The sequence below is a fragment of the Clostridium beijerinckii genome (genome assembly GCF_008705175.1).
Taxonomy (GTDB): Bacteria; Bacillota; Clostridia; order Clostridiales; family Clostridiaceae; genus Clostridium; species Clostridium beijerinckii.
In genome coordinates, this window is the sequence record NZ_CP043998.1 from 2032901 (window position 1) to 2059656 (window position 26756).

The 26756-nt window shown below is 28.5% G+C and carries 27 protein-coding genes; 20 read left to right on the forward strand and 7 right to left on the reverse strand.

The window, feature by feature from the left end:
* Nucleotides 1–15 precede the first annotated feature (15 nt).
* Together F3K33_RS09230 and gshAB are read left to right on the forward strand one after the other, a co-directional pair.
* Complete coding sequence (locus F3K33_RS09230) at nucleotides 16–1329, forward strand: MATE family efflux transporter (protein ID WP_023975070.1); 1314 nt, start codon at nucleotides 16–18, stop codon at nucleotides 1327–1329.
* 45 nt (nucleotides 1330–1374) lie between these two features.
* Complete coding sequence (gshAB, locus tag F3K33_RS09235; RefSeq protein WP_023975069.1) at nucleotides 1375–3723, forward strand: bifunctional glutamate--cysteine ligase GshA/glutathione synthetase GshB; 2349 nt, start codon at nucleotides 1375–1377, stop codon at nucleotides 3721–3723.
* Between the two features lie 56 nt (nucleotides 3724–3779).
* Here gshAB and F3K33_RS09240 read toward each other — a convergent pair whose 3' ends face one another.
* Nucleotides 3780–4322 carry a DUF4489 domain-containing protein gene (locus F3K33_RS09240; RefSeq protein WP_017209639.1) on the reverse strand — a complete coding sequence of 181 codons (543 nt, stop codon included), beginning with the start codon at nucleotides 4320–4322 and terminating at the stop codon, nucleotides 3780–3782.
* A gap of 225 nt (nucleotides 4323–4547) precedes the next feature.
* Between F3K33_RS09240 and F3K33_RS09245 the strand changes: the two genes are divergently transcribed.
* The gene (locus F3K33_RS09245) at nucleotides 4548–5207 is read left to right on the forward strand and encodes a DUF6483 family protein (protein ID WP_023975068.1); all 660 of its coding nucleotides are present in this window, start codon (nucleotides 4548–4550) and stop codon (nucleotides 5205–5207) included.
* 109 nt (nucleotides 5208–5316) lie between these two features.
* Complete coding sequence (locus F3K33_RS09250; protein ID WP_023975067.1) at nucleotides 5317–5841, forward strand: hypothetical protein; 525 nt, start codon at nucleotides 5317–5319, stop codon at nucleotides 5839–5841.
* A gap of 10 nt (nucleotides 5842–5851) precedes the next feature.
* Here the strand turns inward: F3K33_RS09250 and F3K33_RS09255 are convergent, their stop codons facing one another.
* Together F3K33_RS09255 and F3K33_RS09260 are read right to left on the reverse strand one after the other, a co-directional pair.
* Nucleotides 5852–6301 carry a threonine/serine exporter family protein gene (locus F3K33_RS09255; RefSeq protein ID WP_017209636.1) on the reverse strand — a complete coding sequence of 150 codons (450 nt, stop codon included), beginning with the start codon at nucleotides 6299–6301 and terminating at the stop codon, nucleotides 5852–5854.
* Between the two features lie 64 nt (nucleotides 6302–6365).
* Nucleotides 6366–7124: a threonine/serine exporter family protein gene (locus tag F3K33_RS09260; RefSeq protein ID WP_017209635.1), complete on the reverse strand. Its 759-nt coding sequence runs from the start codon at nucleotides 7122–7124 to the stop codon at nucleotides 6366–6368.
* Between the two features lie 347 nt (nucleotides 7125–7471).
* On the opposite strand from F3K33_RS09260, the gene glyA reads away from it, so the two are divergent.
* The 3 genes from glyA (at nucleotide 7472) to F3K33_RS09275 (ending at nucleotide 9818) form a co-directional block, all read left to right on the forward strand.
* Nucleotides 7472–8707, forward strand: a complete 1236-nt coding sequence (gene glyA / locus F3K33_RS09265; protein ID WP_039773945.1) for a serine hydroxymethyltransferase — start codon at nucleotides 7472–7474, stop codon at nucleotides 8705–8707.
* A gap of 220 nt (nucleotides 8708–8927) precedes the next feature.
* Entirely contained in the window at nucleotides 8928–9443 is a 516-nt protein-coding gene (locus F3K33_RS09270; RefSeq protein ID WP_154861661.1) for a cysteine hydrolase family protein, read from the forward strand.
* A gap of 126 nt (nucleotides 9444–9569) precedes the next feature.
* Complete coding sequence (locus tag F3K33_RS09275; RefSeq protein WP_011969193.1) at nucleotides 9570–9818, forward strand: hypothetical protein; 249 nt, start codon at nucleotides 9570–9572, stop codon at nucleotides 9816–9818.
* Between the two features lie 159 nt (nucleotides 9819–9977).
* Here F3K33_RS09275 and F3K33_RS26320 read toward each other — a convergent pair whose 3' ends face one another.
* Together F3K33_RS26320 and F3K33_RS09280 are read right to left on the reverse strand one after the other, a co-directional pair.
* Nucleotides 9978–10133: a hypothetical protein gene (locus F3K33_RS26320; protein ID WP_011969194.1), complete on the reverse strand. Its 156-nt coding sequence runs from the start codon at nucleotides 10131–10133 to the stop codon at nucleotides 9978–9980.
* 126 nt (nucleotides 10134–10259) lie between these two features.
* Nucleotides 10260–10751, reverse strand: coding sequence for a hypothetical protein (locus F3K33_RS09280; RefSeq protein WP_039771835.1), 492 nt, complete (start codon nucleotides 10749–10751; stop codon nucleotides 10260–10262).
* 562 nt (nucleotides 10752–11313) lie between these two features.
* Here F3K33_RS09280 and F3K33_RS09285 point away from each other — a divergent pair.
* The 4 genes from F3K33_RS09285 to scpB all read left to right on the forward strand — a co-directional run bounded on the left by F3K33_RS09285 (nucleotide 11314) and on the right by scpB (nucleotide 16627).
* Nucleotides 11314–13503, forward strand: coding sequence for a DNA topoisomerase III (locus F3K33_RS09285; RefSeq protein ID WP_039771836.1), 2190 nt, complete (start codon nucleotides 11314–11316; stop codon nucleotides 13501–13503).
* Nucleotides 13504–13680: 177 nt separating this feature from the next.
* Nucleotides 13681–14871, forward strand: coding sequence for a D-alanyl-D-alanine carboxypeptidase family protein (locus tag F3K33_RS09290; protein ID WP_039771837.1), 1191 nt, complete (start codon nucleotides 13681–13683; stop codon nucleotides 14869–14871).
* 426 nt (nucleotides 14872–15297) lie between these two features.
* Nucleotides 15298–16044 (forward strand): segregation/condensation protein A, encoded by a 747-nt coding sequence (locus F3K33_RS09295; protein ID WP_039771839.1) that lies wholly within the window; start codon nucleotides 15298–15300, stop codon nucleotides 16042–16044.
* Nucleotides 16037–16627, forward strand: coding sequence for an SMC-Scp complex subunit ScpB (gene scpB, locus F3K33_RS09300; protein ID WP_039771842.1), 591 nt, complete (start codon nucleotides 16037–16039; stop codon nucleotides 16625–16627). The genes F3K33_RS09295 and scpB overlap by 8 nt, the downstream gene beginning before the upstream one ends.
* Before the next feature lie 166 nt (nucleotides 16628–16793).
* On the opposite strand, the gene ytfJ is transcribed toward scpB, so the two are convergent.
* The gene (ytfJ, locus tag F3K33_RS09305) at nucleotides 16794–17264 is read right to left on the reverse strand and encodes a GerW family sporulation protein (protein ID WP_011969200.1); all 471 of its coding nucleotides are present in this window, start codon (nucleotides 17262–17264) and stop codon (nucleotides 16794–16796) included.
* A 23-nt stretch (nucleotides 17265–17287) separates the two neighbouring features.
* Nucleotides 17288–17830 carry a DUF2953 domain-containing protein gene (locus tag F3K33_RS09310; protein WP_023975058.1) on the reverse strand — a complete coding sequence of 181 codons (543 nt, stop codon included), beginning with the start codon at nucleotides 17828–17830 and terminating at the stop codon, nucleotides 17288–17290.
* A 141-nt stretch (nucleotides 17831–17971) separates the two neighbouring features.
* On the opposite strand from F3K33_RS09310, the gene F3K33_RS09315 reads away from it, so the two are divergent.
* The 9 genes from F3K33_RS09315 (at nucleotide 17972) to F3K33_RS09355 (ending at nucleotide 26735) form a co-directional block, all read left to right on the forward strand.
* Nucleotides 17972–18826, forward strand: a complete 855-nt coding sequence (locus F3K33_RS09315) for a D-alanyl-D-alanine carboxypeptidase family protein (RefSeq protein WP_017209626.1) — start codon at nucleotides 17972–17974, stop codon at nucleotides 18824–18826.
* A gap of 200 nt (nucleotides 18827–19026) precedes the next feature.
* A complete protein-coding gene (locus F3K33_RS09320) occupies nucleotides 19027–20016 on the forward strand; it encodes a sulfide/dihydroorotate dehydrogenase-like FAD/NAD-binding protein (protein WP_039771844.1) in 990 nt (329 codons plus the stop codon).
* Nucleotides 20013–21290 (forward strand): FAD-dependent oxidoreductase, encoded by a 1278-nt coding sequence (locus F3K33_RS09325; protein ID WP_017209624.1) that lies wholly within the window; start codon nucleotides 20013–20015, stop codon nucleotides 21288–21290. Before F3K33_RS09320 ends, F3K33_RS09325 begins: the two co-directional genes overlap by 4 nt.
* Nucleotides 21291–21539: 249 nt before the next feature.
* Nucleotides 21540–21944 carry a YmaF family protein gene (locus F3K33_RS09330; protein WP_011969205.1) on the forward strand — a complete coding sequence of 135 codons (405 nt, stop codon included), beginning with the start codon at nucleotides 21540–21542 and terminating at the stop codon, nucleotides 21942–21944.
* Nucleotides 21945–22189: 245 nt separating this feature from the next.
* Nucleotides 22190–23686: a glutamate/gamma-aminobutyrate family transporter YjeM gene (yjeM, locus tag F3K33_RS09335; protein ID WP_039771847.1), complete on the forward strand. Its 1497-nt coding sequence runs from the start codon at nucleotides 22190–22192 to the stop codon at nucleotides 23684–23686.
* A gap of 202 nt (nucleotides 23687–23888) precedes the next feature.
* The gene (locus F3K33_RS09340) at nucleotides 23889–24416 is read left to right on the forward strand and encodes a hypothetical protein (RefSeq protein ID WP_039771849.1); all 528 of its coding nucleotides are present in this window, start codon (nucleotides 23889–23891) and stop codon (nucleotides 24414–24416) included.
* The gene (locus tag F3K33_RS09345; RefSeq protein ID WP_011969208.1) at nucleotides 24409–24807 is read left to right on the forward strand and encodes a GntR family transcriptional regulator; all 399 of its coding nucleotides are present in this window, start codon (nucleotides 24409–24411) and stop codon (nucleotides 24805–24807) included. Before F3K33_RS09340 ends, F3K33_RS09345 begins: the two co-directional genes overlap by 8 nt.
* Entirely contained in the window at nucleotides 24791–25687 is an 897-nt protein-coding gene (locus tag F3K33_RS09350; protein WP_039771850.1) for an ABC transporter ATP-binding protein, read from the forward strand. Before F3K33_RS09345 ends, F3K33_RS09350 begins: the two co-directional genes overlap by 17 nt.
* Complete coding sequence (locus tag F3K33_RS09355) at nucleotides 25668–26735, forward strand: hypothetical protein (protein WP_039771852.1); 1068 nt, start codon at nucleotides 25668–25670, stop codon at nucleotides 26733–26735. The genes F3K33_RS09350 and F3K33_RS09355 overlap by 20 nt, the downstream gene beginning before the upstream one ends.
* Nucleotides 26736–26756: the final 21 nt, after the last annotated feature.

Consider the following 26756-nt stretch of genomic DNA (forward strand, 5'->3'; position numbering starts at 1 on the left):
AAAAACGGAGATGAAATGAGACAGATTGATTTAACTAAAGGAAAAACATTGAATGTTCTAACAACATTATCAGTACCAATAATGGGAAGTTCATTGCTACAATTTACATATAATCTGGTTGATATGCTGTGGGTTGGCGGACTTGGAAGTAATGCTGTAGCGAGTGTTGGATCAGCGAGTTTTTTCGTAGGCCTTGGATATTCTATAAACTCATTAGTAGTTATAGGAACAGGAATAAAAGTCGCACATTCTATAGGTAAAAAAGAAGAGAATGAGGTAAAAGAGTATATTAATGCGGGCCTTTTAATTAATGCAGTAATGTCGTTTATTTTTGGGTCTATACTTATTATATTAGGAAGAGCACTTGTGAATTTTTTAAATATAAATAATATTGCAGTTGAAAAAGATGCATATGAATTTTTAATTTTCAGTGGACCTACAATAATTTTTGCATTTTTTAATCTTTTATATGCAAGGATACTGGGGAGCTTTGGAAATAATAAATTAGCATTTAATATAAATGTTGTAGGAGTAGTTGCAAATATAATATTAGACCCGATTTTTATTTATGCTGTAAAACTAGGCGTTGAAGGAGCAGCAATTGCAACAATGATTGCTAATATTATAATGTTTTTGTTATATTTATTTAGATCATCGGGAACACTTAAGTATAATTTTAGTGTAAAAATTGATTATAATAAGATAAAGGAAATAATAATTTTAGGATTTCCTATGGCTATACAAAGAATTCTATTTACTGTAATAAACATATTCCTTGCAAAAATAATAGCTATATTTGGATCAGATGCAATAGCTGCTCAAAAAATAGGACTTCAAATTGAATCTATTACATATATGGTTATTGGTGGCCTTCATGGTGCGATAGCTGCATTTACAGGTCAAAATTTTGGGGCTAAAAAATATAAAAGAATCAAAGAAGGGTATAACACTGCACTTAGGATAGGAATTATATACTCTCTTCTTATGGCATTTATATTCATGTTTTTTAGTACACCATTTGTTAAATTATTTGTTAAAGATCAGCAAACAATTGCAATAGCTAATATGTACTTACAAGTAGTAGCATTTTCTCAATTATTTAGTACTACAGAAACTGTATCTAATGGATTATTTACAGGCATAGGAAAACCTAAAATATCTTCAATTATAAGCATTATATTTACAGCACTACGAATACCAATGGCATTAGCTTTAATAAAACCATTTGGTTTAAATGGTATTTGGATAAGTATTTCTATATCGAGTATTCTAAAAGGAAGTGTAGCTTATATATTATATATAATTGAGGTGAAAAGAAAATATAAATAGAAATCAATAAAATATATAGATAAAATTTATATGGGGAGGCAGTCAATGTTAAATGAACTTAAAGAATTATTTACGCCTTTTGAGTTATTAAAAGGTAATTATGGTATAGAAAGAGAAAGTTTAAGAGTAAATAATAAAGGTGAGTTATCAGTTAAAAGACATCCAGCAGTGTTTGGTGAGAAAGTGGAAAACAAATATATAACTACGGATTTTGCTGAAAGTCAAATAGAAGTTATAACACCACCATTTAAAAATATAGAGGAAACATATAATTTTTCTAGAGTGCTATATGATATTGTTGCAATGGAAATTGAGGATGAATATTTATGGCCACAGTCTATGCCGGGAATAGTACCTACCGATGATAAAATTAGAATTGCAGAATATGGTGACAATGAAAAAGGTAGAGAAGCTAGACGTTACAGAGAAAATTTAATAAAAAAATATGGAGGTAAAAAACAGCTTATATGTGGTATCCATTATAATTTTTCCTTTGATGATGATTTCTTGAGAAAGTTATACTGTTTATATGAAAGACAGAACACTCATAAGCTTTTTAGTGGAATATTTAATGAAAATCAGAAATTGAGATACAAGGAGTTTAAAAATAACTTATACTTAAAGGTTACAAGAAATTACTTGAGGTATAGGTGGATTATTATCTATCTTTTAGGAGCAAGTGGAGTTGTTGACAAAAGCTATATGGGACCTTGTATGAATTCATCTAAGGAAATTGCACATGATAGTTTTTCAAATGAAGGGGCTTTGTCTTATAGAAATAGTGAATGTGGGTATAAGAATAAAATAGATCTATATCCTAATTATAATTCTGTTGATGAGCATATTGAAAGTTTAAGGAGATTTGTAAGCGATAAGCTTATAGGAAGCCATAAAGAATTATATAGCTGTGTAAGGCTTAAACCAAAAGATCCAAGTGATTTCTTTAATTCACTTAGTAAAGATGGAATCCAATATCTAGAATATAGAAGTATTGATATTAATCCTTTTGAAAAAGGAGGAATAAGCTTAGATGATCTGTATTTTCTTCAAGTATTTAATTTGTTTTTGCTAATTAATGAAGAAACTGACTATGATAGATGGCAGGAAGAGGGAACAGAAAACCAAAATATAATTTCAAAACTAGGACAAAAAGATGTTTTATTAAAGAAAGATGGAGAGCTTATTTCCAAAGAGCATTGGGGAGTAGAAATATTAAATAATATAAGAGATATTAATGATAAATTGAATCTTGGAAAAGAAAGAATTATTGACTTGATGATCGAAAAAATTAAGAATAATCAACTAACATATGCTTATAAAATTGAAAAAAAAGTAAAAGAAGAAGGATATATCAATGCCCATTTAGATATAGCACAAAAATATAAAGAAAATTCTTATAAAAACAGATTTAAATTGGAAGGATATGAAGAATTAGAGCTATCTACTCAAATATTAATGAAAGAAGCCATTAAAAGAGGAGTAGAAGTTGAAGTTTTGGATAAATTCGAAAATTTCATATCACTTAGAAAGAATAATAAAGTAGAATATATTAAGCAGGCAACTAAAACATCAAAAGATAGCTATATAACTGCTTTAATTATGGAAAATAAGAGCGTGACTAAAAGAGTTCTTTCTGATAGTGGTATTAAGGTTCCAAAAGGAATTGAGGTAAATTCAATAAATGAGTCTTTTAATATAATAAAAGAATTTACTAAAAAGCCAGTTGTTATTAAACCAAAATCAACAAATTTTGGGATAGGTATAAGTATATTTAAAGAAGGCGCTGATGAAGAGAGTATTAAAAAGGCTTTTGAACTCGCATTTAAATATGATAATACAGTTCTCATAGAAGAATTTGTTAAGGGAAAAGAATATCGTTTTTTAGTTATAGACGGTAAAGTTGCAGGAATACTTCATAGAGTTCCAGCTAATGTTAAAGGGGATGGAGTCAGTTCTATTAAGGAACTAGTGGAAATAAAGAATCAGGATCCGTTAAGAGGTCATCACTATGTAACACCACTTGAAAAGATAATTTTAGATGAAAGTGCAGAATTATTTTTAAAGCAACAAAATAAAGATTTTAATTATATCCCTGAGGAAGACGAAATTGTTTATCTAAGAGAGAATTCAAACATAAGCACTGGAGGAGATAGTATAGATTATACTGATAGTATTCCTGAAAAGTTTAAAATAATAGCTGTAAATGCAGCGGATGCTGTAAACGCAAGAATTTGTGGAGTTGACATGATGCTTGAAAATTTTAACGACGAAAATTCTAATTACTCAATAATCGAACTAAATTTTAATCCTGCAATTCATATTCATTGCTATCCTTATAAAGGTACGGAAAGAGAAATTGGTGTAGAAATATTAAGGGTATTAAATTTCGTTTAAAATATAAAAATAAAGGAAGCTCTCAAAAGAGCTCCCTTTAATATAATTAGCTATAATTATAGAGATTCAACAGCTAAAGCTGATAATACTGCATTAGTTATAGTTAATCCAGCTGTTACAGAAATTAAGCTAGTTGGCTCAAGTTGAACTGTATAAGTCGTATTAGCATAAGCTGGATTGCAATCACAAAATTGAAAACTAAATGATTCAGATTCTAAGACACTAACTGTTTCGGCGAAAGTAAATGTTCCACCTATTGGTTGAGGAGCTCCATCACCAACTGTTTTTATTAATGTGAAATTTAAATTTACTAAAATATCTACAGGTAAAGAAATTATGCTAGTAAATGTTAAAAGCACTTTAGGATTACACATGTTAGTAGTATCTAGAGAAACACTAGCTACAGGTATAGGTCTAGATAATGGTGTTGAAATTATAGGCAATGGTCCAACTCCACCAGAACCAACATTTAGTAAAGCTCTACCAGGCTCTGGGGCACGATTGTAACATCTGCAACTAGGACGATTGTCAGAATAAGTGCAGCTAGGACGAGTATCGTAGCAATCATAATCATGTTCATTTTCACAAATAATATTCATAAATTACCTCCATACTATCATAAGTTTATCAAGTTTTTCTCCGTATAATTTAGTTGTAAGAGATTCTTTTTATATTATATTGTATGAGAAATGTATAAAAATGTGATGTATTAGAAAATCTAATATTTTATAAATTTTTATGAGTATAATAATTAAATGCAAAGGTATTTATATTTTAGGAATATACAAATTTAACTAATAATTTAAAAGATGAGGTGCGACTCAATGATAAAGAATGATTATATGAAAGAGATAGAGAATACTTTAACATTAACAAATGAAGAAGTAAGAAAGGATATAGTAAAGGGTGATATAGGAGAAGCTAAAGAAAAAATAAACAAAAAACTTAAGGCTCTCGTAGGAATCGATATAGGAACTATAGACATATTTTCTTTCAGCAGCATAGAAAGTTTTATAGGTAAAGAAACGCATTATAATGCAGAAAAATTTATAGCATTTGGAAGTCTTATGAAACTTCAAGGACTTATTAGCGATAAGGAAAATAATGAAAGCGCTAAAATTCAATATTATGAAAAGTCACTAGAAGGTTTTTATAAGGCTTATATTGAAGATGATGAGATAAATGAGAAATATCTTTATGAAGCAACAGAAGTAGCAGATGAATTAATTAATTATGAACTTTCCTTAGATTTAGACAAGAAAATATTTAGAATATATGAACTGACTAATAAGTTTGATAGAGCAGAGGATACCTTATTTTATATTCTTAGAAAGACTGATAATGATGGTAGCATTATTTTAGAAGGAATTAAATTTTACAACAGACTTAAAGAAAAAGATTACGATGAATTAGCGGAAGGTAATCTTCCTATAGAGGAAGTTAAAGATGGAATTTTGGAGCTTGAAAGAAGACTTGGTTTATAAATCTTTACTTAAATGAAGTAAGTAGAAATGACTTGCTGTTGGTATTATAGGAACATTGCTAAAAATAAATAATATAATGATAAAAAGTAATTACAATTTAGAGGAAACTATGGAGTTTAAGGGATGGAATGATTTTGAGAATCTAGCGAGAGCTTGTGGATATAGTAGTTGTGGTAAAAATGACAATGGAGATAAAACAGAGGATGAGTTTGAAAATTCAGAATGTAGAGATATTCCAAACGGATTTCAAGATGTAGATCCACAGCTATTTATTCTTATAGGAGAGATATTGGGAAATATATTATCAGGAAGGCTTCCGTTCAATGTTCAAAATGCATTAGGAAATTGGCTGCAATTAGTTGGCCAAGTAATAGAGACATATAATGCCCAGCAGCAATATTTCCAAGGAGGACCAGGAATATACTTTAATCCTAAAAGTTATAATGTAAGTAATCCGTTTTGTAGTAGTTCGCAAAATACTAACTCAAGCAAAAATAAACCTAATAAATCAACAAATGATATTAAGAAGAAAAATTCAGAAGAGGACATGGATAGTAAGATAAACCATTTGGAATTATCATTAAATGATTTAAGAGAAGAAATAAAAGAGATTAAAAAATTACTAGAAAAATAATCCAGTTAATTTATTTTTCTAGTAATTTTTCTTTAACTTTTTTTAAATTTGTTACCTGTTTTGTTATAGTAGATACAAATATTACCCCTAATGCTAATGTTCCAGCACTAGCTAATGTATTTAACCCTAATTCTACTGCACGGTTTATATTGCCACTTATTGTTTCGTACATTGTATAGTACATTCCAGAACCAGGAACTAGTGGAATAAGTGCACAAATTACCAAAGTTGTTACAGGTGTTTTTAAAAGCCTTGCACAAATTTCTGAATATATGCTAAATAGTATTGAGGATATAAACAATGATAAGATATCACCTATATAATTTTCTTTTAAATAAAGATAAGAAAACCAACTTATAGCACCACCTATAGATGCAAATATTAAATTCTTTCCTTTTATATTAAAAATTATTCCAAAGCCTAAGGATGCTAAAAATGAGACTGCAATTTGTGTTAGCATAAAACCTCCTAAATATTATAATAAAAATGAAATATATTCTATTAGCTTATTATTTGGATTAGAATTAACCTAAGTTATTTATAAATAGGCTTAAAACTGCACCAGTGCCAACAGCTATAGAAACCGCAACTAAAAATGCTTCGGAGGCTTTTGTTATACCAGATAAAAAGTCACCAGCTATAGTATCTCTAATTGCATTAGTAATTGTGAGCCCAGGAACAAGAAGCATAATAGAACCTATAATAGTTTTATCTAAATTATTAGATAAATTTAATTTTATGAATGCTATAGCTAAAAATGCACACAATCCTCCACTTAAGGAATTAGTGAAAAATTCGTTTATATTTAATTTTTGGCATATAACAACAATGATTTTTATTACTGCGCCAATTATGCTTGCAGAAATAAAGTCTTTAAGATTTCCACCAAACATAATACTAAAGCATCCTGCGCTAAGAGCAGACCACAATAAAGTGGTTAAGTTAGAGTACCTATGGCTATTCGATATGTTTGTAAGTTCTTTATTAAATTCATTTATATCAATAGTTTCTGTTTGTATTTTTCTAGAAAGATCATTGACTAAATCTACTTTATGTAAATCAACACCCCTAGAAATAATTCTTTGAACAAGGGTAGCAACCTCATCGTAATAAGTGACTGTTACAATTATCCCTGTCGGTATTACAAAACTATCAACTGTATGAGCACCAAAGGCAGTACATATTCTACTAATGGTTTCTTCGACTCTATAAGTTTCGGCACCACTTTCTAGCATTATTTTTCCAGCCAATGTAGATACTTTGAGTAATTTATTTAAGTCCATAATTTTTTCTCCAATATATTTTTTATAACAAATGAATTATAGCACATAATAAATAATTCTTATAGGAGTAAGTTATATAATATTTAATAATGAAAGATTATATGTTATCAGCGGATAAAATCATTGGAAGTTAAGCATATTAATATAGTAGACTGAATCTATAAGATAATATAAAATATAACAAATTCTACTAAAGGCAATATAAAAATATAAAAAATAGTTGATAAATTTAGTAAGAAAACATATAATTTGAATATAAGTGAAACTCTTGTACATATTTTATACTATGTTAAAGTGGTTTCTCGTGCCCGTTAGGGAACAAAAATATATTGGGGTGATTTATTAAGATGAATTTTGAAAATATACAAAGAGAAGATAAAGAAATTTATGATTTAATTGAGAAAGAGCTAGTTAGACAACAAAAAGGAATAGAATTAATAGCTTCAGAAAATATTGTAAGTCCGGCTGTTATGGAAGCTATGGGCTCTTATTTAACTAATAAATATGCTGAGGGATATCCAAATAAAAGATATTATGGAGGATGTCACGTTGTAGATGAAATAGAACAAATTGCAATTGATAGAGCTAAGGAATTATTTGGGGCAGAGCATGCTAATGTTCAACCTCATTCAGGTTCACAAGCTAATATGGCTGTATATTTTGCAGTATTAGAACCAGGAGATACTGTATTGGGTATGGATTTGAGCCATGGTGGACATTTAACTCATGGTTCTCCAGTTAACTTTTCAGGAAAATTGTTTAACTTTGTATCTTATGGAGTTGATAAAGAAACTGAGATGATTGACTATGAAAATGTAAGAAAGCTAGCTATTGAAAATAAGCCAAAGCTTATAGTTGCTGGTGCAAGCGCATATGCAAGAATTTTAGATTTTCCAAAGTTTAGAGAAATAGCTGATGAAGTTGGTGCATTACTAATGGTAGATATGGCTCATATTGCAGGACTTGTTGCTGCAGGTGTTCATCCATCACCAGTGCCATATTCTGATTTTGTAACAACAACAACTCATAAGACTTTAAGAGGTCCAAGAGGTGGGTTAATACTTTGTAAAGATAAATATGCTCAAGTATTAAATAAAAACATATTTCCAGGAATACAAGGAGGTCCTTTAGAGCATATTATAGCTGCTAAGGCTGTTTGTTTTAAAGAAGCATTAGATCCAAGTTTTAAAACATATGGAGAAAATGTAGTTGAAAACTGTAAAGAACTTGCAGAACAATTAATAGCTAGAGGTTTTAAAATTGTATCAGGTGGAACAGATAACCATGTATTCTTAGTTGATTTAAATAACAAAGACATAACAGGAAAAGAAGCAGAAGCTTTATTAGATTCTGTTGGAATAACTGTTAATAAAAACACAGTACCTAATGAAACAAGAAGTTCATTTGTAACTTCAGGAATCAGAATTGGTACAGCAGCGATAACAACTAGAGGTTTTGTAAAGGATGATATGGCTGAAATTGCAGCAGTTATATCAGAGGCAATAGAGAAGAGAGATGGAGATTTATCAGCTCTTAAGACTAGAATAGAAACTTTATGTGATAAACATCCATTATATAATTAAGTAATAAGGACATAGTGAGGCTTCATTTATATGAAGCCTCTTGTTATATTTATCTAGAATTCTAAAGAGTAAATAGAAATTTTTATTTTTATTGTCGCTATTATTTATAATTAAATAAGTAATTAAATACTTGAGATAATAATAAAATAAATTGAGGTTTAGAATTTACATAAGAGATTTTGAAAATATAATATGATTTATGTGGAAGATGAGGAGATAGATGAAAAAAGCACTTTTGATTATTGATGCTCAAGAAGATTTTATTGGTGAACAGCGTAATAAAGAGAAATTTAATTTTGAAGATATAGATAATCTTATTAATAATATAAATAAGAAAATTATATTTTATCAGAGAAATAAAGATATAGTAATTTATATTGCTAGTGTACTTCCTAATAATTTTTTTTATAAGAAGTTTTTTGGATACGGTCTTGTAGGAACTAAAGGGGCCAAATTGGATAAGAGGATTAAGATAGTATCGCAAAATTATTTTGAAAAACAATTTACAAGTGCTTTTAGAAATAGTAATTTAGTGAAATTCATGAAAAAGAATGAAGTGAGTAAAATAGAGTTGGTTGGAGTTGATAATAATGAATGTATTTTTAAGACTGCAAGAAGTGCGGTTAAGATTGGACTTAATGTTATCATACCCAGCAATAGCATAGGAATTATTAATAATGAAAAATATAGTAGAATAACGAACAAATTAAAGTCAATTGGAGTAGCTTATATATGAAAAAAACTAATAAAATTAAGATTAAGTTTTTATAAATATTTTATTTAAAAATTTCTCATGAACATTTAAAGTATTTCAGAATAATATATATTATGAAGAAAGAAGGTTTTATGGGAGGAAAAATTAATGAATCCTTATCAATTAATCATGAATGTTCAACAAAGAATGCAACAAGATCCTGACTTTGCTAATAAATTTAATAAAGCTGTATCTGAATTAAACAAGGTGCCAGGACTTCAGCAAAGAGTTATTCAAATAGCTCAAATTAGTGATGAAAGTCAAAGGGAACAAGCTATGGAAAGATTACCTAAAGATGCAAAGCATGCGGTAAAAAGAATCTTAGGATTATTAGATGAGTATAATATTTATAAATGATTTAAATTAGAATTATATATTTTCAAGTACTTATTGAATAAAAGAAGTTTCATATAGTTGTAAGGATTTAACTATATGAAACTTCTTCTATTTTAGATTAAAAAGCATAATAGATTTTTAGGGGAAATTTATTATTAATATGTTAATTTGGCTCGGAAATTAAAATCCTCTTTTTTCAGCTTCAATACCACTTTCATTTCTTCCAGGCTTTTTTATTGTTGTATTGTAACTACTTTTCGCATATTGATTTTGAGTTTTGTTACCATTTCTTAAAAAATTACTTTCTGAATAATCTTTATTATTATTATTGTCCACAAAATCATCTCCTTTAATTTATTATATATATAGTATGTCTACATTAAGAAAAATTAATTGTGGTAAATTTAGTATAGATATTATAAAAAATAATATTCTATTTTATAATCCTTTTGCAAGAAAATATTACAAAATAGAAATTAATACAAATAAAACACCCCAAAAAAACAAATGCATGGAGAATGTTATAAATGAGCAAATTAGAAGTCTCTGCCTTGTATTTAAAGATGGCTCTATACTTACTCTTATAAGAAAATAAAAACCTGCTAAAGTAAAAAGTGCAGAACATAGACTATCGTAAGAGAGTATAAAGATAAGTAAAATTAAGCCTAAAAATATAAAATTCCAGCCAGGCATGTATTTTACTTGGACATAGTTTTTTCCTGAATCTAAGTATGTACCATTAATAGCAATATCACAGTTATTATCTATACTTACCAGAATAGCGGTTTTACTTCCTAGTTTAAATGTAGTCTCGCGTGTAACTCCAAAAGTTTTAGAGCTTTGAAGTTTTACAGGAATGTTATTTACTAGTAGGGTCTTTCTTAAAAAATTTTTAGAATATTCTATAGTGTAATTTATATTATCTACATTGGCAATCCATCTTTTAGTTCCCATAAAAACCTCCTTTATTAATGAACATTAAAGTTATTATTATATAAATTTATAATAAAATTAAGTTAGTATATTTAAATATATACATAAATATGTTTGAATAGAATTGAGTTTTTACTTTAAAACAAATTATAAGCTAAATAATTAACTAATTATTTGACAAAGACTATGTAGATATGAGTTATATTTATATGATAGCAGTACAGTGAAAATGGTCATTAAGCATCTATGATAGTAGGGTTAATCATAAATTCAAGTTAATTATTGAAAAATAATGGTGGGTGTAAAGAATTAGTGATTTTAAAAATGACTAAGCTGAGAATAGTTGATTCAAAATAATAGGATTATCAAGAAAAACGTTGTATAATGATAAAGTAATTAAAAATCATACTGATAATCATATACTAGAATAATTAAATAAACGATAAGACGTCTTAAAATTTGTAAAATAAATATGATTAATTTGAGAAATATATATTTTACTAAAATAAAATTAAGTATAGAAAATAAACAATGATAAGAAATAAATTTTTATTATTGAATTTTTTATCGACAAGGAGAAAAAATGAGTAAAACATTAGTATTAGCAGAAAAACCATCAGTGGGGAGAGATTTGGCAAAAGTTCTTAAGTGTAACCAAAATAAAGGTTCATATATAGAAGGTAGTAAATATATAGTGACTTGGGCAATGGGGCATTTAGTTGGGCTTATGGATCCTGAAGGATATGATAATAAATATAAAGAGTGGAAAATGGAAACACTCCCAATGCTTCCTAAACATATGAAACTTACGGTGTTAAAAAAAACAGGGAGACAATATGATGAAGTAAAAAAACAATTATTGAGAAATGATGTTAGCGATATTGTAATTGCTACAGATGCTGGAAGAGAAGGTGAATTAGTTGCTAGGTGGATTTTGGAGAAATCAGGGGTGAAAAAGCCGCTTAAAAGATTATGGATCTCATCTCAAACAGAAAAAGCAATCTTAGATGGATTTAGAAATTTAAAACCAGGTGCAGCTTATGAAAATCTTTATAAAGCAGCAGTATGTAGAGCAGAAGCTGATTGGCTTGTAGGACTTAATGTGACAAGAGCTTTGACATGTAAATATAATGCACAATTATCAGCAGGAAGAGTTCAATCTCCAACATTATCTATGATTGTGTTAAGAGAAGATGAAATAAGAAATTTTAAACCAAAAACTTATTATACTTTAGAAGGAAAAACTAAGGGATTTAACTTAGCATGGGTAAATAAAGACAATAATTCGAGAATATTTGATGAAGAATTTGCTAATAAGATAGCTTCAAAACTAAAAAATTCAGAGGGGAAAATAGTAAATATAAATGAAGCAAATAAGAAAAAGTTTTCTCCAGCTCTTTATGATTTAACAGAACTTCAAAGAGATGCAAATAAAATATGGGGATATTCTGCAAAACAGACATTAAACATAATGCAAAGGCTTTATGAAAATTATAAAATATTAACTTATCCAAGAACAGATTCAAGATATATTACTACTGATATTGTGGCTACTATTCCTGATAGATTAAAAGCAATTTCTATTGGAGAATATAGAATTGTAGCAGAAGAACTACTTAAAGGAAAAATAATTGGCAATAAGAGTTTTGTAGATAATTCAAAGGTAAGTGATCACCATGCTATTATTCCAACAGAACAAAAGCCTAATTTAGCACTTTTATCATCTGAAGAAAGAAAAATTTATGATTTAGTGGTTAAAAGATTTTTAAGCGTTATGCTTCCACCCTTTGAATATATTCAAACCACAATAGAAGCAGAGGTTCAGGGGGAAAAGCTTGTAGCTAAAGGAAAAGTTATTAAAGCTAAAGGATGGAAAAAGCTTTATGATAGATTAGAAGAAGATAGTGATGAAGAAGAAATAAAAGAGCAAGTTCTTCCTACAGTGTCTATTGGGGACAATATTAGAGTAGAGAGTGTTAATATAAAGAAAGGTGAAACAAAACCACCAGCTAGGTTTACAGAAGCTACTCTTTTATCAGCGATGGAAAGTCCTCATAAATATATTAATGTTTCCAAGGAAGCTGCTAAAACTTTAGGTGAAACAGGTGGCCTTGGAACAGTTGCTACAAGAGCAGATATTATTGAAAAATTATTTAATTCATTTGTTATAGAAAAAAAGGGCAAGGAAATAATTCCTACGTCAAAAGGAAAACAATTAATGGAACTTGTGCCAAAGGATTTAAAATCACCACTTTTAACGGCTAAATGGGAAAGCCAATTAGATGAAATATCAAAAGGAAAAAGAGATGATCATTCATTTATAAAAGAAATGAAAAACTATTCAGTTGCTTTAGTGGAAGATGTTAAAGGTACAAATAATAAGTTTGTTCATGATAATAAAACTGGAAAGAAGTGTCCTAATTGTGGCAAGTATCTATTAGAGGTTAAAGGTAAAAATGGAGTAATGAATGTCTGCCAAGATAGAGAATGTGGATATAGAGAAAGTGTAGCTAGAGTGACAAATGCTAGATGTCCAGAGTGCAAGAAGAAATTGGAACTAAGAGGAAATGGTGAGGGAGCAATATACGTATGCCCTGGCAGTAACTGCAATTTTAGAGAAAAAGCTTCTCAATTTAAGAAGAGATTTGAGAAAAATGGAAAGATTGATAAAAGAGAAGTGAATAATTATATGAAGAAAATGAAGAAAGAAGCAGAGGAATTTAATGATAATCCTTTTGCCGCATTATTAGGCGATATAAAATTTGATAAATAGTAAAAAAGCTTCTAGTAATTTAAAGTTACTAGAAGTTTTTTATTAAATATATTTATACCCTTTATTTCGGTAGTTATGCATAAGTTAAAAATATTGTCATATTGTTAAGAAAATTAGAATTACTTGTTATATTATTTCTTCTTATGGTAACACTAATTTTGAAAGGAGGCAGTAACTATGAAAAATAATGCAAAAAGAATTATATCTTTTACTTTGATATTTATTTTTACTTTATTACTTTTACCAATTAACTTAGCCAAAGCTGTAGATACAGATGAAAAAGTAAAATCAGATGGAACTAATATTGAAGCAAGATCAGCTTTATTAATGGAACCAATGAGCGGTAAAGTACTTTATGAAAAGAATGCAGATGAAAAATTTGCACCAGCATCTGTAACAAAAATTATGACTATGTTGCTCACAATGGAGGCTGTAGATAGTGGAAAAATTAAATTAGATGATAAAGTAACTTGTAGTGAAAATGCTAAGAAAATGGGCGGAAGTACAATGCTTTTAGACACTGGAGAAATAAGAACTGTTGAAGAACTTTTGAAAGGTGTAGCTATAGCGTCTGGAAATGATGCTGCAGTTGCACTTGCAGAATATCTTGGAGGGACAGAACAAGACTTCGTTAATATGATGAACAAAAGGGCTCAAGAGCTTGGAATGGTTAATACAACATTTAAAAATTGCAATGGATTACCAGCTGATGGACATATGTCTACGGCAAAAGATATAGCAATAATGTCAAAAGAGTTGTTGAAACATCCAAAGGTATTGAAATACACAGGAACTTATATGGATAATATATCAGAAGGAAGAAAATCTCCAATAGAACTAGTAAACCACAATAAATTAGTTAGGTTTTTTGAAGGATGTGACGGGCTAAAAACTGGATTTACAGATGAAGCTAAATACTGTATTAGCGCTACAGCAACAAGAAATGGAGTAAGAATGCTATCTGTAATAATGGGAGCACCAACTTACAAAATAAGAAATCGTGATGCGGGTGTTTTACTTAATTATGGATTCTCAAAGTATGAAGGTAAAAAACTTGTATCTAAAGATGAAGAAATAGATAAAGTATATATGGATGAACAAACAGATAAGTTCTTTATGGCAATGGCAAAAGATGATTTAAATGTTATAATTCCTAAGGGTGGTAATAAAGATTTAGATAAGAAAATTGTTATAGATGAACTACAAAAAGAATACAAAGCAGGAGATATAGTTGGAAAATGTGAAGTTTATTTGGGTAGCGAAAAAGTGGGAGAAGTAGATATATATTGCGATAGAGATGTGAAGAAAGGCAATATAATTGACAATATAAAATATAATATTAAAAACTTATTCGAAAAAGGTGTATAGCCCGATAAAAAACATTATGAATTTTATATTTTTCTTGTAAAACTATAAATAAGAAATAATTCAAGCATAGCTAAACAATAAATTTAATTAAATTTATTTAGCTATGCTTGTTTTATATTTTTATAATATACATATTTTTAATTAGCTCTTATATATTGTTCTTAAGTGAAACATTTAACTTAAGAAAATTTCAAATGTAAATTTGTTATTCAAAATATATATATTGCAAAAATAATTCTTCATTATAATTCTAAAAATATTGCAAGAATTTTAGCCGTAATTGTGAATTGTGAATTGCAACATATATATATATTAATGATTCTTGTTTTAGATGTTATAACTTGTTATTATATATTATAGTACTTATTATTTAGATTTAAAGTTATAATTTAAGTATAATTCATAATGGAGGTAAAAAAGATATATATGGAACTTCCAAAGATTAAAATTAATGATTTTGAAGGCCCGTTTGATCTTCTATTGCATTTAATAAGAAAGAATCAAATGAGTATATATAATGTAAAAATATATGAAATAACTAATCAGTATCTGAATTATATTAATGAAATGAAAAAGATGGATTTAGAAATAACTTCTGAGTTTATTGTAGTAGCGGCTACCTTAATAGAAATTAAATCTAAGAATTTGTTGCCGAAGCTTAAAAAACAAGAAGATGATGAAGAAGATGATGAGAAAAAGCTTTTAGAAAAACTTATTCTTTATAAGAAAATAAAAGGGGTTTCAGTATTTTTAAAAGACAGATATACTAGTGCTGGCGAGATATATGGAAAGAAACCAGAGGTAATAGAAGAAAAAAGAGATGATACTGATAAAAAAGATTTATTAAAAAATATAAGTCTTATAGAATTGTTTAATATATATAATAATTTACTTGAGATATATAATAATAAGCAAAATAGAAATAACATAATTCAGAAAAAAATATATATGGATAAATATAAAATAGAAGATAAGTTAGAATATATTATGGACAAGTTAAAAACAGAGAAGGTAAGCAGCTTTCACAAGATTATCGAAAATTGTGAATGCAAATTAGAGTGTGTTGTGACATTTTTGGCATTGCTAGAGATGATTAAACAGAGGATGATCAAAGTATATCAAAGCGAAAATTTTAGCAATATATTGATTGAAAGGAGAACAGATGATGAGTAATGATAAAGGGATTCAAATTCCATTTATAGATGACAAGAAAAAAAATTCTTTAAAATCAGCAATAGAATCTTTACTATTTGCTAGTGGTGAACCATTAAGTTTGCAGGATTTGGTTAACCATCTTGAAGAAAAAAATAAACTTATTGAAATTATCATACATGAAATGATGGAAGAATATGAAAATGATAATAGAGGAATAAAAATAATATGTATTAAAGGAAATTACCAGTTAGTTACGAAAGCTGAAAACTCTGATTATATACAGAAGCTTTTGAAGAAAAACAAAAGACAATCTTTATCACAAGCATCTATAGAGAGTTTAGCCATAATTGCTTATAAGCAGCCTATAACAAGAATTGATATTGATGAAATTAGAGGAGTTAAATCAGAGAGTGCTCTCCAAAGGCTTTTAGAAAAAGATCTTATAAAAGAGGTTGGCAGACTAGAAGTGCCTGGTAGACCAATCTTATATGGAACAACAGATGAATTTTTAAGACAATTTGAATTGAAAGATTTAAAAGAACTTCCTACTCTAGATTTATTTGGGCAAGAAGATGTTCAGGAAGATCATGAACAGGAATAAAATTTAAGGATATATCATCGGAATTTATAAATATATTAATACTTGAAATTTTGAAAAACAATAAAATCTATTTTTAGATATTTTATATTTATTTTATTAAATTTAAGAGAGAAATAGTGTATTATTAAATAACTATTTCTCTCTTGAATTAAAAATTAGGAGCAATTTAAATATTATCGCTATCACTGCAATAACATTCTTCGGAATTATTATCAACAGTAGTAGTATTGACAGTAGCAGATTTTTTATTCTTTCCACATATATCTTTTACTAAACTTTTTGCAATATCTAAGATTTGAGGAACTGTATCCACAATTCTATCATATGTAGTATCTTGATCTACAGGTAGCATTCTAACACCATCTTGTTTAACAACTAGGAATGCTACAGGTTTAACAGAAACCCCTGCTCCGGAGCCGCCTCCAAAAGGAAATGTTGTGCTTGTGATATTTTGCTTTAAATTTAGACATTCACTTCCACCAGAAGCAAATCCAAAGCTTAATCTTGAAACAGGAACGATATAAGCTCCATCTTTTGTTTCTATGGCTTTCCCTATTACTGTGTTTACATCAATCATATCCTTAAGATTTTCCATGGTACTTTTCATTAAGTTTTCTACATGTTGTTCACTTGACATAATAAATCCCCTTTATTAAGGGGTCACCTCCCTTGTTTATCGTTATTTTTTAATAAATTAATTATTATATATATAATGTTTGCAAGTGATAAGAAAATTATACTTGAAGTTTCAATTTTTAGTAAAAAATTATCATCAAATACAGGAGTTATTTTAAAATTAAATTTCTTTATATTAAAAAGGTAATTAAGGAGAATGTAAGTTAATGATGTTGTATTATATATGACTCCATAGAAAATTGCAGTTCTCGCAGCATCGTTTAGTGAGTATTCCATAGATAAATTTATTTTTAACAGTGGCTTATATTTTAAATTATTTAAAGTAGAAATCAGATGCTTGAAATTTATTTTACTATTAATTTTTGAAAAAAATTTATGCTTACTTTTAATTAAAGGTGAATTTTTGAGTTTTTTTATACGTGTTATTCTTTTCTTATTTTTAGAGATAAGATTAAATCCATATAATTTTATATAATAATCTACGGTAGAATAGTAAATACTAAATTTAATGGGAATAGGAATAAAAAATATTAATAAGACCACTAAAAAGACATAAAATAATTTCATAAAATTCCTCCAAACTACATCTACTCCATAATTATTGACTAATAATAAAAAAATAAACCTAGAAAATTATCAAAATTAGGTTTAAAAATTAATTTTAAAGGTAAACTAGAACCAAATAGTAAGTTTAGAAGGTGATTAATTATGCGAAAAGGTACTAGTAAATGCACTTCATTGATAGCACTAATTCTTATATGTACTCAAATAATATGTATAGATGCAAATGCCAAAGGTAAAGGTAATAATTTAAGGGTAAATGCTAGATCTGCGATTGCATTGGATAAGGAAAGTCATGCAGTTTTATTTGAACAAAATGCTTATGAAATAGTTCCAATGGCAAGTACAACAAAGATACTTACTTCTTTAATAGCTATTGAACAAGGTAATCTAGATAAAAAAGTAGTAATAAGTAAAAAAGCAGCTAGTATAAGAGGGTCTACAGTTGGATATAAAGAAAATGAAGAAATTACTTTGAGGGAGTTAGTTTTTGGATTAATGTTTAAGTCGGGAAATGATGCAGCAATAGCTATTGCCGAGGAATTAGGGGGATCAATAGAAGGATTTGCGGAAATAATGAATCATTATGCTAGGGGCATAGGAATATTAGATTCACATTTTGAGTCTCCTCATGGATTGGATAGTAGTAAACACTATTCTTCAGCATATGATTTAGCGATACTTACTGCTAAGGGCATGGATTATGATCTATTTAGAGAAGTAGTAGGAAGTAAACAAATCTCAAAAGAAAAGTATAATTTTACAAGAGATTATAATAACATAAATAAAATATTGTGGAGAATTCCAGGAGCTAATGGTGTTAAAACAGGATATACAGGCCAAGCTGGTAAGTGTTTAGTTTCATCAATTAATAATAATGGCAAAGATGTGATAATTGTAGTTTTAAATTGTCCAGATAGATGGAATGTGACAGAAAAAATATATAATTATGTATTAGAGAAAGTAGCATTTGGGAATCATACAGTTAAAGAATTGGTTTAGTAAGCAATAGTAGATAGTTTTTTATTACTATCTACTTTTTTTATTAAATAAAATATTTAGAAAATCAAAAATAAATTCTTAGAGTATAAGGTATAGATTAGAATATTGGAAAATAAATAATTTTAAACAATTATATTTGTGTCAAATTAGATATTTTAAAATAATTTATATTAGAAGCAATTTTATCTAAAGGAGAAAAAATGGTAAAAGAAGCTATTGATTGTATAGATGCGGGAACGGAGTATTGTCCATGTAAACTTGCAGAGTATGGGCAGTGTTTGACATGTTCCCAATGCCAAGGAGAAGTTTTTTGTGATTGTTTGAATTGGAAGGGGGTTTGTATATATCAAGAACTCCATAATAATGGAAATAAAGCAAAAGAAGGGCGTAAAACTTTTGAATGTAATGTGACAGAGGTACTAAATTATAATGATGAATTAGTGATAATTAAATTTAAAGCTCCTCATAAATTAGTTATAGATTTGGTGAAGCCTGGAAGTTATATATTTATAAGAACTGATGGAAATACTTATTTCGATGTTCCGATATCTATAATGAATTCAGATATAGAAAGTGACATTATCATGGTTGCTGTTGAAATTAGAGGGGTTAAAACTGCTAAATTATTAGATATTAAAACAGGCGGGAACATAGTAATACGTGGACCTTACTGGAATGGTGTTTTTGGAATTAAAAATATATTGGACCAAAAGAATAATAAAGCATTAGTACTTGCAAGAGGTATTGGATTAGCTCCTATGATACCTGTAGTAAGAAAGTTAATTTCACAAAATAATGATATACAAATAATAATAGATAAAGATCCATTTGAAGAAAATTTTTCTGAAGAAATTTTGTCTGAATATAAAATAGAGGTATCAGAGTGTTCACTACTGGATAAGGGCAAGCTCTCAGATCATGCAAAAGTGCTGATTAAGGATTCAATTAAAGGTGGAACTAATTTTATTCATGTAGCAGGAGCTGATATTTTGACTTATGGCGTTATTAACTATCTAAGCGACATTAATAGAAATGATGTCTCACTTTCATGTTGTAATAATTTTAAGATGTGCTGCGGTGAAGGAATTTGTGGAGCATGTACATCAAGATTTTCAGGTCACAGAGTAAAAAGATTCTGCAAAGAACAGGCTGACCCGAGAAGTATTTTTGAAGGGAGAAGATTTGTATGAAGGTTATTATTGTTGGCGGAGGTTGGTCTGGATGCGCGGCAGCAATTTCGAGTAAAAAAGCTGGAGCAGATGTTACTATAATCGAAAAGACAGATTTGTTACTTGGACTTGGTAATGTAGGTGGAATAATGCGTAATAATGGTAGATATACTGCTGCAGAAGAATTAATAGCTCTTGGCGGAGGTGATCTGATTAAGATCACAGATGAAATTTCAACTCATAAAAATATAGATTTTCCAGGACATAAACATGCTACACTGTATAATGTTAATTTAATAGAGGGAGTTGTTAGCAAATATTTGAAATCATTAGATATAAATCTAATGATGGAGAGCAGAGTTAATGACATAAATTTTGATGGACAAAAAATAAAAGGTGCTTATCTTAGCGATGGAACTTATATAGAAGGTGACGTATTTATAGAGACAACAGGAACTACCGGGCCTATGGGAAATTGCTTGCGTTATGGAAATGGCTGCTCAATGTGTGTTTTAAGATGTCCTGCGTTTGGGCCTAGAATTAGTATTAGTGAAAGATGTGGAGTTTCCGATATTCAAGGAGAAAGAGGAGATGATATCTTAGGGGCGTTCTCTGGTTCTTGTAAATTGGCTAAAGAAAGTTTGTCAGATGAAATAAGAAATGAGTTAGATTCTAAAGGTGTTGTAATTTTAAAAGTTCCTAAGGAAGATATAAATTATGATAAATTAAGTACAAAAGTATGCCAACAATATGCGCTCAAAGAATTTGCTGAGAATATCATACTCTTGGATACGGGACATGCAAAGCTAATGACAACTTACTATCCGTTATACAAACTAAGGAAAATAAAAGGATTAGAAAATGCTAAATATGTTGATCCATACGCAGGAAGTAAAGGAAACTCAATTAGGTATTTATCAGTTGCACCAAGAACTAATGACTTAAAGGTAATTGGCGTAGATAATTTGTTCTGTGCAGGTGAGAAAAGTGGATTATTTGTTGGTCATACAGAAGCAATGTGTACTGGTGCTTTAGCTGGACACAATGCGGTAAGATTGGCTATGGGAATGCCGCTTTTGATACTTCCTTCATCTATAGCAATCGGAGATATGATAACTTACGCAAATGAAAAGGCGAGTACTAGAGAAGGAAGAAAAGATAGATATACTTTCGCAGGTTCAGTATATTTTAATAGGATGAAAGAATTAGGCCTGTATACAATAGATGTAGATGAAATTACAAAAAGAATCCAAAAAGTAAATTTAGATAATGTTTTTAGCCAAAAATTATTATAATAATTATTACAGTTAAGAGGAAGTTATAAAGATTTAAAAGACATGGTATTTAAAATCATGTCTTTTATTTTTACAAATAAACATAATGTACACGTTAGTTTAAATAAGTTAGGAAAATTTTATTCTATAAGTTGACATTAAATAAACTTTAGTTAATTAGAAAGATAGATGAAATAAGTTAGGCTTTTTAACACCAATCATATGATCGTACATAACATATAGTATATAAAAACTGAGGAGGAATTAGATATGAGCAACAATAATAATTGCGATATTGCTTATGGTCGTCATTATAGAGGAAACCAACTTGGTGATAATTATTATAGGTATAGGGATCATAATCATGAATTTCTATCAAGCACAAATTATGAAGAAGATGAGAATTGTGAAGAACACAATCATCGCATTGCTGGTACCACTGGCCCAGCAATAAGGGTTGGACTGTCTCATGTTCATAGAATCGAAGAAGTCACAGACACATTTAATGATCATAATCATAGAGTTTGCATTACAACTGGTCCAGCGATTTATATTTCACGAAATAAGCATATTCATATAGTGCAAGGGCAAACATCATTCAATGATGGGCATGATCACGATTATTTTTTTACTACTCTAATTGACGATCCATCTAATGTACCAGATAGAAATTAACGATAAATTAAGATATTTTTATTTGCATATATTATTGCATAAACAAATATGAGTCGTCATAGCTATTAACCACACTCTAGTATAAATAGAGTGTGGTTAATTAGTTTTTCTATTCTTTAAGAATTTATAATGTATTTAAATATTTAAATATAGCATAAAAGTACATCAAAATTGCAAATAATAAATAAAAATACTATTCATTCTATTTGAATATGTTAAGTATTTAAAATTAAGGAGTAACAAAAATGGCAGAAAATAATAAACAAAAGAAATTAACATTAATTACATTAATTCTGATGATCTTTACATCAGTTTTCGGATTTGCTAATATGCCAAGATCTTTTTATCTTATGGGTTATGGTGCAATTCCTTGGTTTATATTAGGAGGGATAACATATTTTATACCATTTGCATTCATGATGGCAGAATATGGATCTGCATTTAAAGATGAAAAAGGTGGTATATACTCATGGATGGAGAAGTCTGTGGGCCCTAAGTTTGCCTTTGTAGGAGTTTTCATGTGGTATTCTTCTTATGTAGTATGGATGATAAATATATGTTCTACTATTTGGATTCCATTATCAAATACAATATTTGGAATAGATACTACATCAAATTGGGGAATACTTGGATTGAATTCAACTCAGGTTTTAGGGGTACTTGGTGTTATATGGGTATCTGCAACATATCTTATATCAAAAAGAGGAATAAGCAAAATAACTAAGATTACATCAGTTGGAGGAATAGCGGTAGCACTTCTAAATATAGTTTTGATAATAGGGGCAATTATAATATCTATATTAAATAAGGGACAATTTAGAGAGGAAATTACATCTATAATGTCTTTTGTTAATTCACCAAATCCAGCTTATCAGAATGTTAGTTCAGTTTTATCATTCCTAGTCTTTGCTTTATTTGCATATGGTGGTATCGAAGCTGTGAGTGGACTTGTTGATCAAACTGAAAATCCAGAGAAGACATTTCCTAAGGGAATTTTAATGGCAGCAGCTATAATTTCTGTTGGTTATTCTCTTGGAATTTTCTTGATTGGAATATTTACAAACTGGGCAGGCACTCTTTCAGGTGAAAACATCAATATGGCAAACGTTGCATATGTTGTTATGAATAATTTAGGATATACTTTGGGCAGTTCAATGGGGTTAAGTAATTCGTTATCTATACAAGTTGGAAATTGGGTAGCTAGGTTTGTTGGATTATCAATGTTTTTAGCATTAACAGGAGCGTTTTTTACACTATCATATTCTCCACTTAAACAGTTAATAGAAGGAACGCCAGCAAAACTTTGGCCAGGAAAGATGGCTGTTATTGATGAAAACGAGATGCCAATAAATGCAATGTTTATTCAAACTATTATAGTAGCAGTTATGGTGCTATTTGTTTCTATGGGAGGAAGCAGTGCAAAATTATTTTTCACAATGTTAGTATTAATGACTAATGTCGCAATGACTATACCATATTTATTTTTATCAAGTGCGTATATATCATTTAGAAAAAAAGATAATATAGAGAAGCCTTTTATAATATTGAAAAGTAAATCATTTGCTATATTTATAGGAGTTATAGTTACGGCAGTGGTTGGATTCGCAAATTTCTTTACAATTATCGAGCCGGCAATCCATGGGGATTACAAATCGACATTTGCTATGATTGCGGGACCTGTAGTTTTTGCTGTAGCAGCATTATTAATCTATGCTAATGGAGAGAAGAAAAAAGATATTTAGAAAATTGTTTGTACATAGTAAAAATAACTAGGGGTTAAAATCTCTAGTTATTTTTATTATTAATATTTTCGGTTACATTATGTATATTAAGGAAAAATTAAGAAATGTTAAACAATTATTAATTGAAAAAGCAAGAAATGAGTTTTATAATTCAAGTGTACTATATAAGCTAGTACACTTAATACAATTAGGAGGGAAGTTTATGAAAAAATCAACGATAATTATTATGTTTGGAATTGTCATTATAGTTACTGCTTTTCTTGGGATGGATAATAATAAAATGTATCAGAAACAGAAGCATTTCGAAACTGTGAATGAGGTTCTAGATCAACTAAATGATAAACCGTTAAAAGCAATTGATGATACCGGAAAGTTAACTGAAACAAATGAATTTAAGGAATGTTTTTCAGAACGAAAAAGGTTAACTAATTTCGAGTTTAATTTTTCGAAGGTAAACATAGAAAAAGTATGTGATCTTAATGAAAAGGATAAAAGTGAGATGCTAAGTGAATATGATGGATTCCGAAATAATTTTTCTAAAAGACGTCCGATAACAAGAGAAGAACCAGTAAGCTTAATTGTTGATGCATATAATTACAGCTCTCTAAAAGAAAAAGATGATAGATCACAAAAGCTAAAAGTTAACTTAGTCCTCGTAGATGAGGGGGAAGGTTTAGTAATTGATTATATTATGTATCATTCTTATGTAGAAGGTAATGACAATGCTTAGAATCGATCCTAGGAGTAGTACTCCTATCTATGAACAAATAGAACTTGGGATAAAGGAACTTATTCTAAAAGGAGCTTTAAAGATGGGAGAGAAATTACCATCAGTTAGAGAGTTGGCATCAATACTTATGATAAACCCCAATACAATAAGCAAAGCCTATGGTGAACTTGAAAGAGAAGGTATAATTGAAACTTTAAGGGGAAAAGGAACTTTTATAACATCTAATTATGAAGGTAAGGGGGATCATAAAAAAATGGAGCACATTTCAAATGAATTAAAAAAAATTATACTTGAGGCAAGTTATGGGGGCGTTAGTAAGGAAGAATTTATAAGGTTGGCACTTCAAATATTTTCCGAGTTAGGGGTGGATGATAATGATAGAAGTAAATAATCTATCCTTTGAGATTGATGGAAAACAAATTTTGAAAAATATAGATATTAGAATAGATAAAAATAAAATATTTGGAATTATAGGACCAAATGGTGTGGGAAAAACTACACTTTTAAGATGCTTAACAGGAATTTATAAAGGGACATCAGGAAATGTATTTTATGATGGACAAGATGTTTATGATAATATAGACGTTAAAAATAAAATTGGCTATGTAGCGGATGAGAATATCATGCAAACAAATTTTAAAGTTAGCGAAATACTGAAGTATTATAAATATTCATATAAAAATTTTGATGAAAAGAAATTTAATGAATTAAATAAAATTTTTAAAATTCAAACTAATAAGTATATATTCCAATTGTCCAAAGGGATGAAAATGAGACTTTCCATAATGCTAGCTTTTTCTATTCATGCTGAATATTTAATATTGGATGAGCCAACATCAGGACTAGATGCAATACTAAAGAATAAATTATTAAAGATATTTGCAGATGAAGTTTTTGAAAATGGTATAACTATAATAATAAGTTCTCATCATTTAAATGAACTTGAGAGAATTTGTGATGATGTGGCTATTTTAGACAAAGGCGTAGTTACATATGAAAATTCTGTGGAAAATATGAAGAATAAGATAAAAAAGATACAAGTGGCTTTTGATGAGCCTGTTTACGAAGAAGATTTAAAACTTAAGGGAATATTTAAAATTAGTAGAGTTGGCAGAGTCTTTACCATAATAACTGATGAATATGACGGGGAATTTATAAAAAGCTTAGAAAAATTCAAACCGTTATTTATTGAAGAAATAGATTTAAGCTTAGAAGATATCTTTATCTATAAAGTTGATAAGGAGGATAATGATGAAAAAATATTTAAATAAAGGATTGCTATATGCATGGTTCAATTCTGCTAAGGCAGCCATCTCTATAGGATTATTAGTATGGGGAGCTGTAGCATATGAAATTATAAAGAGCAATTTAAGTAATGTTAGAAATCAACTTGCAAACAATTTTGATAACTACTACTATACAAATTCTTGGAATGAATATTTCATTCTAGCAATTATATTTGTGGCTATATATTTTATAGCAAAGGGAATTAATAAGAGAAATACTGAAATGTTCTTATGTAGTGGACCATATACAAAAAAGCAGATTAGATATAATGAATTTATATGTCTTTTAATTACATTAATACTTTTTGTAATGACTTATGTTTATATTGCAACAGTATCATATTTCGGTAATGTTGAATTTATATCCGTTGTTGAAGGATATTGGAATATAGTTATTATAGAAACTTCAAAAATAATTTTACTTGGAATTATTGGTATAATGTTTATGTTAATAATAGATTTAATGTTTTCTAATTCAGTAATAGGATTTATTAGCATGATTTCAATAATACCTATATCTATTTCCATAATAATAGCTAAATTTATTTCTATATTTGAATATTTTGGAGTTAATAAGGATTATAGTTTGTTAGATAAAATAAGAGGTGTAGATTATAAAAATAAATTAGGAAGAGGCTTTTTTGAGATTGTATTTGATAGAATTAGCGTTAAAGATATAATAATCAGAAATTTATGGAGTGAGACGGTAATTATTTTATTTGTTATTATAATTATGATTATTGTTTACAGTGTAGTTCAAAATAAGTATAGACTAGAGAACGCTAATAAGATATTTTCATCACAAAATAACGAAAAGATTTTAGTGATATTAGTATCAACAGCAGCTGGATCATTTGCATCATTGTTTTTAACTGAAAGTTTTATTCATAGTTTGCAGCGAAAGAATGGAAATTCTATGGTATTAATAGGATCAGACTTAATCAAGGGTCTTGGATTAGATATAATATGCATGCTTTTAATTGGATTTATAGCCTATAAAATAATAAAAAGAATATTAAAAAATATAGTTTAGGTTATAAAAAAAGTTTTTATA